This window comes from Kocuria sp. U4B (assembly GCF_054875615.1).
Genome location: NZ_CM142180.1, coordinates 1,371,199 through 1,384,940 on the forward strand (window position 1 = coordinate 1,371,199; position 13,742 = coordinate 1,384,940).

The 13,742-nt window shown below is 73.6% G+C and carries 16 protein-coding genes; 3 read left to right on the top strand and 13 right to left on the bottom strand.

Annotated elements, in window-relative coordinates:
• Positions 1-165: 165 nt before the first annotated feature.
• The 9 genes from ACYSMR_RS06515 to ACYSMR_RS06555 form a co-directional block, all read right to left on the bottom strand.
• Positions 166-450 carry an HU family DNA-binding protein gene (locus tag ACYSMR_RS06515; RefSeq protein WP_251331649.1) on the bottom strand — a complete coding sequence of 95 codons (285 nt, stop codon included), beginning with the start codon at positions 448-450 and terminating at the stop codon, positions 166-168.
• 73 nt (positions 451-523) lie between these two features.
• Positions 524-829 (bottom strand): 30S ribosomal protein S14, encoded by a 306-nt coding sequence (gene rpsN, locus ACYSMR_RS06520; protein ID WP_251331650.1) that lies wholly within the window; start codon positions 827-829, stop codon positions 524-526.
• Between the two features lie 4 nt (positions 830-833).
• Positions 834-1,001, bottom strand: a complete 168-nt coding sequence (rpmG, locus tag ACYSMR_RS06525; RefSeq protein WP_017832642.1) for a 50S ribosomal protein L33 — start codon at positions 999-1,001, stop codon at positions 834-836.
• Position 1,002: 1 nt separating this feature from the next.
• Positions 1,003-1,239, bottom strand: coding sequence for a 50S ribosomal protein L28 (gene rpmB, locus ACYSMR_RS06530; protein WP_461747716.1), 237 nt, complete (start codon positions 1,237-1,239; stop codon positions 1,003-1,005).
• 274 nt (positions 1,240-1,513) lie between these two features.
• Positions 1,514-2,419, bottom strand: a complete 906-nt coding sequence (locus ACYSMR_RS06535; RefSeq protein WP_461747717.1) for an ABC transporter ATP-binding protein — start codon at positions 2,417-2,419, stop codon at positions 1,514-1,516.
• Positions 2,416-3,261, bottom strand: coding sequence for an SGNH/GDSL hydrolase family protein (locus ACYSMR_RS06540; protein ID WP_309126488.1), 846 nt, complete (start codon positions 3,259-3,261; stop codon positions 2,416-2,418). The genes ACYSMR_RS06535 and ACYSMR_RS06540 overlap by 4 nt, the downstream gene beginning before the upstream one ends.
• On the bottom strand, positions 3,258-5,495 hold the full coding sequence (malQ, locus tag ACYSMR_RS06545; RefSeq protein ID WP_461747718.1) for a 4-alpha-glucanotransferase: 2,238 nt from the start codon (positions 5,493-5,495) through the stop codon (positions 3,258-3,260). The genes ACYSMR_RS06540 and malQ overlap by 4 nt, the downstream gene beginning before the upstream one ends.
• Before the next feature lie 70 nt (positions 5,496-5,565).
• Entirely contained in the window at positions 5,566-6,612 is a 1,047-nt protein-coding gene (locus tag ACYSMR_RS06550; protein ID WP_309125679.1) for an NAD(P)-dependent alcohol dehydrogenase, read from the bottom strand.
• A 74-nt stretch (positions 6,613-6,686) separates the two neighbouring features.
• Positions 6,687-7,679: an LLM class flavin-dependent oxidoreductase gene (locus ACYSMR_RS06555; RefSeq protein ID WP_461747719.1), complete on the bottom strand. Its 993-nt coding sequence runs from the start codon at positions 7,677-7,679 to the stop codon at positions 6,687-6,689.
• Positions 7,680-7,829: 150 nt separating this feature from the next.
• Between ACYSMR_RS06555 and ACYSMR_RS06560 the strand changes: the two genes are divergently transcribed.
• Positions 7,830-8,546: an HAD family hydrolase gene (locus tag ACYSMR_RS06560; RefSeq protein WP_251331656.1), complete on the top strand. Its 717-nt coding sequence runs from the start codon at positions 7,830-7,832 to the stop codon at positions 8,544-8,546.
• Between the two features lie 67 nt (positions 8,547-8,613).
• Here ACYSMR_RS06560 and ACYSMR_RS06565 read toward each other — a convergent pair whose 3' ends face one another.
• Together ACYSMR_RS06565 and ACYSMR_RS06570 are read right to left on the bottom strand one after the other, a co-directional pair.
• Positions 8,614-9,459 carry an HpcH/HpaI aldolase/citrate lyase family protein gene (locus ACYSMR_RS06565; protein WP_251331853.1) on the bottom strand — a complete coding sequence of 282 codons (846 nt, stop codon included), beginning with the start codon at positions 9,457-9,459 and terminating at the stop codon, positions 8,614-8,616.
• 120 nt (positions 9,460-9,579) lie between these two features.
• A complete protein-coding gene (locus tag ACYSMR_RS06570) occupies positions 9,580-10,656 on the bottom strand; it encodes a glutathione S-transferase family protein (RefSeq protein ID WP_461747720.1) in 1,077 nt (358 codons plus the stop codon).
• Positions 10,657-10,829: 173 nt separating this feature from the next.
• Here ACYSMR_RS06570 and ACYSMR_RS06575 point away from each other — a divergent pair, with 173 nt between their 5' ends.
• Together ACYSMR_RS06575 and ACYSMR_RS06580 are read left to right on the top strand one after the other, a co-directional pair.
• The gene (locus ACYSMR_RS06575; RefSeq protein WP_461747721.1) at positions 10,830-11,573 is read left to right on the top strand and encodes a hypothetical protein; all 744 of its coding nucleotides are present in this window, start codon (positions 10,830-10,832) and stop codon (positions 11,571-11,573) included.
• Between the two features lie 72 nt (positions 11,574-11,645).
• Positions 11,646-12,128 carry a MarR family winged helix-turn-helix transcriptional regulator gene (locus ACYSMR_RS06580; RefSeq protein ID WP_251331659.1) on the top strand — a complete coding sequence of 161 codons (483 nt, stop codon included), beginning with the start codon at positions 11,646-11,648 and terminating at the stop codon, positions 12,126-12,128.
• 251 nt (positions 12,129-12,379) lie between these two features.
• Here the strand turns inward: ACYSMR_RS06580 and catC are convergent, their stop codons facing one another.
• Both catC and ACYSMR_RS06590 read right to left on the bottom strand, forming a co-directional pair.
• Positions 12,380-12,661: a muconolactone Delta-isomerase gene (gene catC, locus ACYSMR_RS06585; protein ID WP_251331660.1), complete on the bottom strand. Its 282-nt coding sequence runs from the start codon at positions 12,659-12,661 to the stop codon at positions 12,380-12,382.
• 53 nt (positions 12,662-12,714) lie between these two features.
• Complete coding sequence (locus ACYSMR_RS06590) at positions 12,715-13,599, bottom strand: LysR substrate-binding domain-containing protein (protein ID WP_251331661.1); 885 nt, start codon at positions 13,597-13,599, stop codon at positions 12,715-12,717.
• Between the last annotated feature and the right edge of the window lie 143 nt (positions 13,600-13,742).

The following is a 13,742-nucleotide window of genomic DNA, read 5'->3' on the forward strand; positions in this document are numbered from 1 at the left end:
GCTCCAATTATGCGCCGCGCCTGCGGGGCCGGGCCAATCGCGGCGGGCCGGGGCGGGCGGCACCGGCGGGGCCCCCGGAGACGCCGAAGGGGCGGTCCCCGGTGCGGGGACCGCCCCTTCGGACGAAGCCGGTGGACGAGGTCCGGGACGGACCTGCGGAGGCGCTCACTTGTTGGAGACAGCCGCCTTGAGCTTGGAACCAGCGGTCAGCTTGACGCCGTGGCCGGCCGGGATCTCGATGGTCTCGCCGGTCTGCGGGTTGCGCCCGGTGCGAGCGGCACGGTCGGTGCGCTCGACGGCCAGCCAGCCCGGGATGGTGATCTTCTCACCGGCGGAGACGGACTCCTCGAAGACCTGGAACAGCGCGTCCAGCACGCCGTTGACGGCGGCGTTGGTCGTGCCGGCCTTCTCGGCGACCTCTGCGACGAGTTCACTGCGGTTCTTAGCCATGTTCATGTCCTCCTGGACTTGGGGTCGTGGGGGAGCACGGCGTCAGGGACAGCCCGCGCTCCTGCGTCAGAAACTACCAGCTCGACTTGGAGATGCCGGGCAGTTCGCCGCGGTGCGCCATCGCGCGGAAGCGGACGCGGGAGATGCCGAACTTCTGGATCGTGCCGCGGGGGCGGCCGTCGATCTGGTCGCGGTTGCGCAGGCGGACCGGGGAGGCGTCGCGGGGCAGCTTCTGCAGGCCCAGGCGGGCCTCCTCGCGGGCCTCGGGGGTCGCGTTCTCGTCGACCAGGGTCTTCTTGAGCTCGGCACGCTTCGCGGCGTAGCGCTCGACGACGACCTTGCGCTGCTCGTTCTTGGCGATCTTGGACTTCTTGGCCATGGATTCAGCGCTCCTCGCGGAAATCGACGTGCTTGCGGACGACCGGGTCGTACTTCTTGAGCACCATGCGGTCCGGGTCGTTGCGGCGGTTCTTGCGGGTTACATAGGTGAAGCCCGTGCCGGCGGTGGACTTCAGCTTGATGATGGGACGAACGTCCTTGTCCTTGGCCATGTCAGATCTTCTCCCCACGTGTGAGCATGTCGGTGACGACGGCGTCGATGCCACGGGCGTCGATGACCTTGATGCCCTTGGCGCTGACGTTGAGCGTCACGTTGCGGCGCAGCGAGGGCACCCAGTAACGCTTCTTCTGAATGTTCGGGTCGAACCGGCGCTTGGTACGGCGGTGCGAGTGCGAAATGCTGTGGCCAAAGCCCGGCTGAGCTCCGGTCACCTGGCAGTGCGCTGCCATAGTGTTCTCCTCCAATGTTGACGAAATGACGGCACGCAGTGGGCGCCGCGGATGATCCCTCACCCGCGGCCGAGCGTCCCGTCACCTGAGAAATGCCACCGTTCGCCAACCGGGCCCTCTCGTAAGGCCCGCGGCGGGAACCGGCGGGGCCTCGCCACGATGAAGACGGTGAGAATCAAGGTGCCGGAAGGTGGACTCCACCACACGACAGCCTTGAATTCTAGGCCCGCACGGGCTCCCCCGCAACTTGACGTCAGGCGTGACCAGCTTCGGGTCAGTCTACCGGCTCCCCCGGGGGCCGCAAACCGGGCGGCTCCCCGACCATCCGCACGGGGGCGGGCCGGGCCCCGGGATCCCGGCCGATCGGGTAGCGGCAGTCGATCGCCGCGTACGAGTGGTGGCGGCCGATGGGGACGATCAGCGGGGTGCGGGAGACGGGGTCGAGCACGATCCGCGCCCGCAGCCCGAACACGTCCGTGAGGAACCTCTCGGTGAGCACCTCGGCCGGGGCGCCCTGCCGGGCGACCTCCCCGTCCTTGAGGGCCACGAGGTGGTCCGCGTAGCGGGCGGCGAGGTTGAGGTCGTGCAGGACGAGCACCATGGTGGTGCCCTCGCGCCGGTTGAGGTCGGTGAGCAGGTCCAGGACCTCGACCTCGTTGGCGACGTCGAGGAACGCGGTGGGCTCGTCCAGCAGCAGGATCTCGGTCTCCTGGGCCAGGGCCATCGCGATCCAGACGCGCCGGCGCTGGCCCCCGGAGAGGTCGTCCACGGCGCGCCCGGCCACCGGCTCCAGACCGGTCAGGGCGATCGCCCGGCGCACGGCCTGCGCGTCCTGCGGGCCGTAGCCGCCGAGCAGGCCCCGGCGGTGGGGGGTGCGTCCGCGGTAGACAAGCTCGGCGACGGTCAGCCCGGAGTGCTCGGGGGCGTCCTGGGGCAGGAGGCCCATCACGGTGGCCACGTACTTCGAGGAGCGGGAGTGGATGTCCTTGCCGTCGAGCAGGACGAGGCCCGTGGTGGGGCGCAGCATCCGGGCGAGGCTCCGCAGCAGGGTGGTCTTGCCGGAGGCGTTCGCGCCCACGATGACGGTCACCCTCCCCTCGGGGATCTCCACGGAGACGTCCCGCAGGACGTGCTCCGCCCCGTAGGCCAGGCTGAGGTCGACGGTGCGCAGGGAGGTCACGGGCGGGTCTCCTCGCGGCCGGGGCGCTCCGCGGGCCCGGCGGGGACGACCTCGCGCGGGTGCAGCGCCGTGTACTGCGGGTACCGCGGGGCGACGGCGTCCCCGGACGACGTGCCGCGCAGCCGCCGCCCGATCCACGGCAGCAGGTACTCGCGGGCCCAGTACAGGTCCTCCTTGAGCACGCCGGGGGTCGCGGTGACCGGCAGCCGGTCGGTGGCGGGCAGCTCGAGCGCGTGCTCCACGCCCAGCAGCTCCAGCATCCGGGCCGCCACGAACGCGTGCCCCGCGGCGGACATGTGCAGCCGGTCCACCGCCCAGTAGCGCCAGTCCTGCAGCGTGCGCATCCGCCAGTAGTCGAGGACCAGGCACCCGTGCCGGTCGGCGATCTCCCGCACGTGCTCGTTGTAGAGGGCCTGGCGGGGCCGGGTCCAGGAGGTGGGGGCGTCGCGGCCCGGGTCGAAGGCCGTGAACAGCACCACCCGGGCGCCGGAGGCCCGCAGCCGCGCCACCGCCGCCTCGTAGTCCTCCATGAGGGCGTCCACGTCCGCCCGGGGGCGCAGCATGTCGTTGCCGCCCGCGTAGAGGCTCACGAGGGTCGGCTCCAGGGCCAGGCACGGGTCGAGCTGCTCCTCGACGATCCCGCGCAGCAGCCGGCCGCGGACCGCCAGGTTCGCGTAGCGGGTGTCCGGGCGGGCGGCGGTGAGCTGCTCGGCCACGAGGTCGGCCCAGCCGCGCACCCCGTTGGGGCGGGCGGGGTCGGGATCGCCCACGCCCTCGGTCATCGAGTCGCCGATGGCCACGTAGCGCACGGGGTGCGCGAGCAGGTCGGTCGTCGTCGTCACGCGCTGCGCCCCCCGGCGTCGGGCGCGGCGCGGTCGACGCCCTGCGGCTGCTCGGGCTCCCCCACCTGCCGCAGGCGGGGCCGGATGCCCAGGGCCTCGTTGACGGCGCGCACCAGGGAGTTCGCGCGGTCGTTGTCCGGGAGGGTCTCGAGCAGGACGGGGTTGCCCGCGCCGTCGGCCAGGGGCACCCGCCAGTTGGGGTACTCGTCGCCGGTGCCCGGCTGGTTCTGCATCCGCCGCTCGCCGACCGCGTCCACGAGCGAGACGTTAAGCAGCAGCGCCGGGGACTGCGCGAGGTAGCGGTGCAGCGCCTCGATCCTGCCCTGCTCGTCCGTGGCCTCGCCGTGCGGGAGCAGTCCCTTGGCCGCGACCGCCGCGAAGAACGTGTCCAGCTGCTTGCGGGCCTCGGCGCGCTCCTCCTCGGCGGGGCGGGCCAGCAGCCCGAGCTGCTCGCGGACGTCCACCTGGACGCCCTCGAGGAACCCGGCGGTGGGCGGGAAGTCGTGGGTGTTCACCGAGGCCATGCTCAGCTCCCGGTACAGGGACGGGTCGAGGGGCTCCTCCCCGTCCTCGTCCAGCTCGAACCACAGGATGGAGGTGCCCAGCACGCCGCGCTCGGCGAGGTGCTCCCGCACCCACGGCTCGAGGGTGCCGAGGTCCTCGCCGACGACCACGGCACCGGCGAGCTCGGCCTCGAGCGCGAGGATCCCGACCATCGCCTCGTGGTCGTAGTAGACGTAGGCGCCGTCGGAGGCCTCCTGGCCGTCCGGGATCCACCACAGCCGGTAGAGGCCCAGGATGTGGTCCACGCGGATGCCCCCGGCGTGCCGGAAGATGGTGCGCAGCATGTCCCGCCAGGGCAGGTACCCGGCCTCGGCGAGGCGCTCGGGGTGCCAGGGGGGCTGGGACCAGTTCTGGCCCTTCTGGTTGTACATGTCGGCGGGCGCGCCCACGCTGACCCCGGACGCGAGGACGTCCTGGAGGGTCCACGCGTCGGCGCCCTGCTTGTGCACGCCCACGGCCAGGTCGTGGATCACGCCGATGTCCATCCCGGCGAGGTGGGCCGCGCGCTGGGCGGCCTCGAGCTGCTCGTCGAGCAGCCACTGCATCCACACGTGGAAGTCGATCCGGCGGGACAGCCGGGTGCGCGCCTCCACCGCGTACGGGGAGTCGGGGGTCGCGGCCGCGTCGGCCCACTCGGGGGCGTCCTCCCCGAGCTCCTCCCGCAGCGCGCACCACAGGCCGAAGTCCTGCAGGCCCTGCCCGCCCTCGGCCACGAAGCGGCGCAGCTGCTGCTGGCGGTGCGGGGAGCGGCGGACCGTGAACAGCAGCTCGAGGCTCTTGAGCTTCGCCGCGTACGCCTTGTCCCGGTCGATGGAGGTGGTGTCGAGGTTGTCCCTGCGCTGGATGGCGGCCAGCGTGCTCACGACCTCGAGGTCGGCCGGGCGCAGGTAGGCGTACTCCGGGACCTCGGCGATGCGCAGGTAGAGCGGGTTGAAGAACCGGCGGCTGGTGGGCAGGTACGGCGAGGGCTCCACCGGAGGGGTGGGCTCGGCGGCGTGCAGCGGGTTGACGAGCAGGTAGTCCGCACCCTGCTCCCCCGAGATGGCGGCGAGGCTCGCGAGGTCGGAGACGTCCCCGACCCCCCACGAGCGCCCGGACGTCACCGAGTAGATCTGCGCCATGTAGCCCCAGCGGCGCCGGCTGTGGAGGCGGTCCGTGGTCGACAGCCGCCGGGGGGTCACCGCCAGCGGCGCCGTGGCGGGGCGCCCGCCGTCGACGTCGGGGCACTCCGCCCGCAGCTCGTACCAGCCTACGGCCAGGTGCTCGGGGACCTCGAAGGTGGCCTGTCCCGTGAGCACGCCGTCGACGTCGCGCGGGGAGCGCCAGTTCTCGACCTGCCCGGCGGTGGTCGTCCTGCCGTCCTCCGCCACGACCGTCACCCGCACCGGGGAGCCGTGGGGGACGTGGACGGTGAAGCGGGTCCGGGCGCCGGCGACGGCGACGACGACGGACGGCAGCAGCCGCCGCCACGGCGCGCGGTCGCGCTCGGCGAGCGCCGCCTCGACCGCGGCGTCGTCGGAGGCGTCGGCGCCCAGGGCCGTGAGCACGGCCCGCAGGGTCGGCTCCGGGACCTCCCGCTCCTGCCCGTCGAACCCGGAGTAGGTCGTGGAGACCCGGTGCGCCTCGGCGAGCCGGCGCAGCGCGTCGCTGGTGGTGGTGGTGTCGGCCATGGGCCCCACTCTAACCAGTGCGCGTCGCGACGCGCAGTGGGCTGACGGTCCGCCCCGGGCGGGCCCCGCGCTATGCGAGGGTGCGGGCGACGTCGACGACGAACCGGTAGCGCACGTCCGAGGCGACGACCCGGTCGTAGGCGGCGTCGACGTCGTCGGCGCCGATCAGCTCGATCTCCGCCTCGACGCCGTGCTCGGCGCAGAACTCGAGCATCTCCTGGTGCTCGGGGAGCCCGCCGACCATGGAGCCGGTGAGCACCCGCTGGGTGCCCACCAGCGCGCCGGGGCGCACGCTGTACGGCTCGGTGGGCAGCCCCACCGAGCACAGCACGCCGTTGACCCGCAGCAGTGACAGGTACTGCTCGATCGGCAGGTCCGCGGAGACGGTGTTGAGGATCAGGTCGAAGCGGCCCCGGTTGCGGGCGAACGTCTCCGGGTCCTTCGTGGCGAAGTAGTCAACCGCGCCGAAGGCGAGGCCGTCGTCCTGCTTGGACAGGCTCTGGCTGAGCACGGTCACCTCGGCGCCCATGGCCGCGGCGATCTTCACCGCGACGTGGCCGAGCCCCCCCATCCCCAGGACGGCGACCTTGCGGCCGGGCCCGGCGCCCCAGCGCTTGAGCGGGGCGTACGTCGTGATCCCGGCGCACAGCAGCGGGGCCGCGCGTGCCGGGTCGAGGGCGTCGGGCACGTGCAGCACGAAGCGCTCGTCGACGACGATCCCCCGGCTGTAGCCGCCCTTCGTCACGGTGCCGTCGGGCAGCGGGGCGTTGTAGGTGCCGACCACGCCCTGCGTGCAGAAGTTCTCCTGGCCGGTGGTGCAGTACTCGCAGCGCCCGCACGAGTCGACGAAGCAGCCGACCCCCACGGTGTCGCCGGGGGCGAAGCCCTCGACGGCCTCGCCCACCGCGAGCACGCGGCCGACGATCTCGTGGCCGGGGGTCACGGGGTAGCGGGTGCCGCCCCACTCGTCGCGGGCGGTGTGGATGTCGGAGTGGCAGATCCCGGCGTAGTCGATGCGGATCTCGACGTCGCGGGGACCGACCGCGCGGCGCTCGATCGTGGTGCGGCGGAAGCCGGAGCCGGCGGAGGTGGCCTCGAGGGCGGGGACGGTGCTCATGCGGTGCTCCTGTCGTGGGGCGGGTCGGACGGGGACGGACGGGACGGGACGGGCCGGGCCGGGGGGCCGGCGGCTCACCAGGCCTGCGCGACCAGCTCGTAGGAGCGGGCGCGGACCTCGGGGTCGTGGGCGTAGCTGTTGAGCATCAGCTCGTCGGCCCGGGTGATCTCCACGATCTGCTCGAGCTCCGCGACGACGTGCTCCGGGGTGCCGACCGCCGAGACGGCGAGGTGCTGCTCCACCATGGCCGCCTCGGCCGCGGTCAGCTCGACCCGGTCCACGGGCGGGCGCAGGGGGCCGCGGTCGTTGCGGGCCAGCCCGCGCACGAGCAGCTGGTGGGTCGTGAACTGGTGCCGGGCCTCCTCGTCCGAGTCGGCGGCGAGGACGTTGGCCGCCACCATGACGTGGGGGCGCTCGATCGTGGCGGTGGGGGCCCCGGCGTCGAAGCGCTGCCGGTACAGGGCGATCGCGTCCATGATCATGGCCGGGGCGAAGTGGGAGGCGAAGGCGTAGGGCAGGCCCAGCCGGGCGGCGAGCTCCGCCCCGCCCGTCGAGGAGCCGAGGATCCACAGCGGCACGTCCGTGGTCCGGGCCACCGGCGCGCGCACGACCTCCTGCTCCTGCCCGCCGAACAGCCGCACCAGCCGGCGCACGTCGGCCTCGAAGGTGTCGTGGCCGGCGGAGCCGCGGCGCAGCTCGAGCGCCGTGCGCATGTCGGTGCCCGGGGCGCGGCCCAGCCCGAGGTCGACGCGCCCCGGGTAGAGGTTGGCGAGCGTGCCGAAGGCCTCCGCCACGGTCAGCGGCACGTGGTTGGGCAGCATGATCCCGCCGGAGCCCACGCGCAGGTGCTCGGTCGCGGCGAGCGCCTGGCCGATGAGCACGGCGGTCGCGGAGGACGCGAACGCCTCCGTGTTGTGGTGCTCGGCGTACCACAGCCGCCCGTAGCCGGCGGCCTCGAGCCGGCGGGCGAGGGCCGTCGCCTCCCGCAGGGCGTCCGCGGTGGAGCGGCCCTCGGACAGGGGGACGAGGTCGAGGGCGGACAGCGGGACGTGGGAGGGGGCGGGCACGGGCGGCTTCTTCCGGTTCGGGGATGGGGTCGGGGAGGTCGTTCGGTGGCGGCAACACCCGGGACGGGGGGCGTTATTCCGTGCCCCGCCGCGGCGTCGTCCTGCTCACACGGCGGCCCGGGGACCCCCGGGGTGGGGCACCATGGGAGCATGACCTCTTCTGCGCACCCCGTCCCCTCCCCCGCAGGACCCTCGGCGGTCCTGCCCGCGCCGGCCCCGGAGTGGGTCCCGGCGTGCGTGGTCTTCGACTGCGACGGCATCCTCATGGACACGGAGGCGAACTGGGCGGAGGTCCAGCGCATCGTCTCCGAGCGCAACGGGCTGGAGTACACGGACGCCGACCAGCGGAGGATGATGGGCTGGTCGGCGGCGGACGTCGCGGACGCGATCGCCGGCGCCGCCCACGCCGACCGCGCCCTCGTCTACGCCGACGTCCTGCGCACCGAGGAGCAGATCCTGTCCGGGCGGCTGGTCCCGATCGAGGGCGCGCTCGAGACGGTGCGCGCGTTCGCGCAGCGCGTGCCGGTGGCGGTGGCCAGCAACTCCACGCGCACGATCCTCGGGGTGAAGCTCGAGTCGGCCGGGTTCGCCCCCTACCTCACCACCTGGGTCTCCTCCGACGACGTGCCCCGCGGCAAGCCCGCCCCGGACATCTACCTCGAGGCCGTGCGGCGGCTGGGCTTCGCCCCCGGCGAGGCGCTCGCGGTGGAGGACTCCGCGGCGGGGGCCGCGTCGGCCGTGGCCGCAGGGCTGGTGGTGACCGCGGTGCCGTCCCTGCCGGACGGGGACCCCGTGCCGGCGCACCTGCGGGTCACGTCGTTGACGGATCCGGCGTTCCGGGAGCTGATGGCCCGCTGGCTGGGCTGAGCACGACCGCCCGGCCCGCGGAGGCGGACCGGGCGGTCGTGGCGGGCGCGCCGGTGGCGCTGCGGGGTCAGCGGTTCCAGAGGCCGTAGGTCTGCGCGAGCTCCGAGACCTTGCGGGCCCGGGCGAGGCGCGGGAGGTAGCTGCCGTCGCCCACGGTGTGCCCGGAGTCGTGCTGCTCGATCAGCTCCCGCGCCCAGGTGATCTCCTGGTCGCTCGGGGCGAGGGCCCGGTTGATCCCGTCCGTCTGGGCCGGGTCCAGGCACAGCTTGCCGGTCATGCCCATCGAGTGGGTGACCTCGCACGCCTCCGCGAGCTCCGCCCCGGAGGCCCCCACGGCGGGGCCGTCGATCGGCCCGGGCAGCTCGCCGACCCGGGAGGCGACCACGAGCGTCGAGCGCGCGAAGGCCAGCGCCATGGGGTCCCCGCTGGCGCCGGTGTCGCGGCGGAAGTCGCCCACGCCGAAGGCGAGGCGGAAGACCCCGGGGGCCCGTGCGATGGCGTTGGCGTTCATGATGCCCACGGCGGACTCGATGAGGGCCACGACGGGGGTGCCCGCGGCGGCCATCATGGCGGTCTTCGTGATGTGGTCGGGGTGCTCGGTCTTGGCGAGCATGATCCCGCGCAGGTGGTCCACGCGGCTGAGGGCCGCGAGGTCGTCCTCCCAGTACGGGGTGGAGATGTCGTTGATCCGCACCCACGCGCTCGCGCCCGCGTTGAGGGCCTCGACCACGTTGTTCCGGGCCTCGGCCTTGCCCTCGGCCGGCACGGCGTCCTCGATGTCGAAGATCACGGAGTCGGCCTCGGAGGCCAGCGCCGCGGGGAACTTCGAGGGGTCGGCGGCCGAGGTCAGCAGCCACGAGCGGGAGAGGCGGGCGGGCAGGGCGGCGGCGCGCTGGTTGCGGTAGGGGGCCACGGGGGTCCTTTCCAGGGGTGCGGCGGGCACGGACGGCCCCGGGTGCAGGTCGTCGTGGGCGGACCCGCCCGGGGCGCTCAAGCTGACCATTCTAGGGCCGGCGCCGGGGGCGGGGGAACCTCAGGCCGGCAGCGGGGTGTGAGCTTGGTCAACCCGCTCGTCCGGGCGCACCGGCCCGGGGGCCGTGCCGGTCCCGAACGGGGAACCCCCGAGCGCCTCGCGCCCGTGCGGGGAGACCCAGTTGCCGAGCGCCGGGCCCACCGGCACGATCTGCGACGGGTTGATGTCCTCGTGGACCACGTAGTAGTGCTCCTTGACCTGCTGGAAGTCCACGGTGTCGCCGAAGCCGGGGGTCTGGAACAGGTCGCGGGCGTAGCCCCACAGGTGGGGCATCTCGGTGAGCTTGTTGCGGGAGCACTTGAAGTGGGAGTGGTAGACGGGGTCGAAGCGCACCAGCGTCGTGAAGAGCCGCACGTCGGCCTCGGTGATGTGCTCGCCCATGAGGTAGCGGCGGGTCGCGAGGCGCTCCTCGAGCCAGTCCAGCGCGGCCCACAGCCGCTCGTAGGCCTGCTCGTAGGCCCGCTGGGAGCCGGCGAAGCCGCAGCGGTAGACCCCGTTGTTGACCTCGGTGTAGACGCGGCGCATCACGTCCCGCATCTCGTCCTCGAGGGCGGCCGGCCACAGGTCGGGCGCGCCCTCCCGGTGGAACGCCGTCCACTCCTTGGCGAGGTCCTCGGTGAGCTGCGGGAAGTCGTTGGTGACCACCTGCCCGCTCGCGATCTCCACGACCGCGGGGACGGTGATGCCGCGGGGGTAGCCGGGGAAGCGGGCGAAGTACGCCTGCTGCAGGCGCTCGATCCCCAGCACGGGGTCCTTCCCGTCCGGGTCCAGGTCGAAGGTCCACGACCGGGCGTCGTGCACGGGCCCGGGCAGGCCCACCGAGAGGGCGTCCTCCAGACCCAGCAGGCGGCGCACGATGAGGGTCCGGTTGGCCCAGGGGCAGGCGCGGGCGGCCACGAGCCGGTAGCGGCCCGCCTCGACGGGCCACGCCCGGGCGCCCTCCGCGACGACGGCGCGCTGCGGGTCGCGGACGATCCGGTCCTCGATGTAGGCGGTGTCGCGGGTGAACTCCTCGCCGGCGTGCACGTAGGCGCCGGCGGTGCTGTGCTCGGAGTGCTTGGTGCTGCGCTGTGACATGGTGGCTCCTCGGGCGCTCGGCGGAACGGGGCGCCGCTCGACGGCGGGACGACCGGGGCGGAACCCCGGGGTTTGATGATATGTCCATTACCCCCGGGGCGCCAGGAAGTCCTGTCGGGGGCGAGGTCTACAGTGGAGGTGTCCCCACCCCCGCGACCCCGGAACCACCGACCATGAGCCCCCACGGCAACGAGCCCGAGTACGGACGGCGCCTCTCCCCCGAGGAGCTCTCGGCCCGTGCCCGGCGGCGGCCCGCGACCGCCCCCGCCGGCCCGCCGCGCGCCGCCCGGCGGATGGCGCGCGGACTCTCGTTCACCCTCGTGATGCTCGGCGTGCTGCTGGGTGCCGGGCTCACGGCCCTGGGCCTGCGCTGGGGGTGGACGGCCGGGACCCTGCTCGTGCTGCTGGGGATCGCCGGCTTCGTGAGCGTGCAGGCCCAGCTGAGCCCGGCCTTCCGCGACGCCTCGGCCCCTCCGCTGCGGAGCCTGTCCAGGCTGTGGCTGATCCCCTCGGCACTGCTGCTGCTGGGCCTGGTCGCGCTCGGGGCGGTGTTCGCCGTGGAGCCGGTCCTCGCCGGCACCGCCCGCGCACACCTGGTCGCCCAGTGGGTCACCGTGCTGGTCGTCTCGGGGATGACGCTCGTGGTCGCCGCGGCCCTGGGATTCGGGCTGGTGGCGATGGCCTCGTTCACCCTGCGCGACGACGACGACTCACCGCTGCGCCCCACCGGCTACGCCGAGCAGCTCCGGCGGCGCGAGCGGCGGGACCCAGGCCCGCCCGGACCGGACTACTACGACCCGGGGTGGGTCCACCACCGCCCTCCCCCGCGCCACGGCCCGCGGGGAACCGCTCGCCGCGGCCCGGACGCCGGGGAGGACACCGCCCCCCCGCCCTCCGGCGGCACCGCGCCGGGGTGAGCCGCCCCCCTTGACATTTGTTGACACGTCAATATATGCTGGGGGTTTCCGCACACGAGAAGGGACCACCGCATGAGCGCGCCGGAGACGACCGAGGTCAACTGGCTCACCGACGAGGAGCAGCGCGTGTGGCGCGGCTTCCTGCTGCTGAGCCGCAGCATGCAGACCGCGATCGACCGCCAGCTGGCCCGCGACAGCGCCCTGTCCGGCTCGGAGTACGAGGTGCTGGTCCTGCTCTCCGAGAGCAGCACGGGCGTCGCCCGCTCGCGCGACCTCCTCAACCAGCTCGGATGGGAGCGCAGCCGGCTCTCCCACCTGCTCTCCCGCATGGCCAAGCGCGGGCTCCTCGAGCGCCTGCCCTGCGACAGCGACGCGCGCGGGCTCGACGTCCGGATCACCCCGGAGGGGCGAGGCGCCATCGAGAACGCCGCCCCGGCCCACCTGGCGATGGTGCGGGCCGCGCTGATCGACCACCTGACCCCGGAGGAGATGGACGCGATCCTGTCCGTCTCCGCCAAGGTCGCCCCGCGGCTCAAGGAGCTCGGCCTCTGCTGAGCGGCCGGGCGCACCGGCGGGACGGTGGCGAACGAGCCGGGAAAGGGACGAACCCCGCCGGTTGGGGGGTTCGGCGGGGTTCGTCGGGCATCCCGATCGGGGGAATGGGACACCAGACGTCGGCGGGGATCATCCGGACGCCGATGGGGGGATCGCGTCCGGGCCATCGCCGACGACGGATTCACTCTAGACCGAGTGATCTGCATGAGCAAGCGGGTCCACGCAATTTCATGATCGGAGCGTCACGGCGGTCACTGCTTGATGTCGGAGGGGTGCTTGGCCAGCGGCACCACGGTGATGTCCATGTACGGGAACAGCGGCAGGTTCTGCAGGATCTCGTGCAGCTCGTCGTGCGAGTCGACGTCGAAGACGGAGTAGTTGGCGTACTCGCCGACCACCCGCCAGATCTCGGGCCACTTGCCCGCCCGCTGCACCTCCTGGGAGTAGGCCTTCTCGGTGGCCCTCAGCTCCGCGGCCTCCTCGGCGGGCAGCTCCGGGGGCAGGTCGATGTCCATGTGGACCAGGTACTTCACGGTGACGTCCTTCCGTTGCGGGTGGGTGCGGGGTCCAGCGGCCGGCGCGGGGATCAGGGCACGGCGCCCTCCGGGGCGACGACGAGGTCCAGGAAGTTGTGCAGCAGCGCGGAGCGGTCTCCCCGGCGCCAGGCGACGGCGAGCTCGATCCGGGGCGAGTGCTCGATGTCGCGGTAGAGCACGCCCTCCAGCTGGAACGCGCGCACGGTCGCGGGGACCACGGCCACGCCGCCCCCGGCCGCCACGAAGGACAGCAGCGTGGCGGTCTCCGCCGCGACCTGGGCGATCCGGGGCCGGAAGCCCGCCTGCCGGCACAGGTCGGCGACGGTGCGGTAGAGCACCGAGTCCGGAGGGTAGGTGATGAACTCCTGGTCGTGCAGCTCGTGCAGGGCCAGGGGCCGGTCCCCCGCGAGGGCGCTGAAGGAGGGCAGCGCCACCACGAGCGGCTCCCGCGAGACGGTCCGGTAGTCGAGGTCCGGGGAGGCCACCGGCGGGCGCAGCAGGGCCGCGTCGAGCGTGTGCTCCCGCAGCCCGACCTCCATGGCGGGGGTCAGCATCTCGCCGTGCAGGCTCAGCGACAGGCCGGGCATGGCCTCCTTGGCGCGCCGGACGATCCCGGGCATGAACCCGTAGGTCGCCGATCCGGAGAAGCCCACCCGCAGCACGCCCGTGGCCCCCTGCCCCACCTGGTACACGTCGGCCCGGAGCGCCTCGAGATCGTTGACGATCCGCCGCCCCCGGTCCAGGAGCACCTGGCCGGCCGCGGTCAGGTCCACCCGGCGGGTGGTGCGGTCCAGCAGGCGCACGCCGAGCTGCTCCTCGAGCTGGCGGATCTGCTGGGACAGGGGCGGCTGGGCCATGTGCAGGCGCTTGGCGGCCCGGCCGAAGTGGCGCTCCTCGGCGACGGCGATGAAGTAGTTGAGCTGCCGGATCTCCATCGTGAGCGCCCGTCCTCCCGGTCCGCACGGCGGTCCTCGTCGGCCACCGGCTGCTTGTTGGTCCACAGGCTACCTCCGGGCAGATCGATCCGGGCGCGGTGCGGACCGGAGCGTGGCGCTGCGGGCCGTGACCGGAGCGGGCA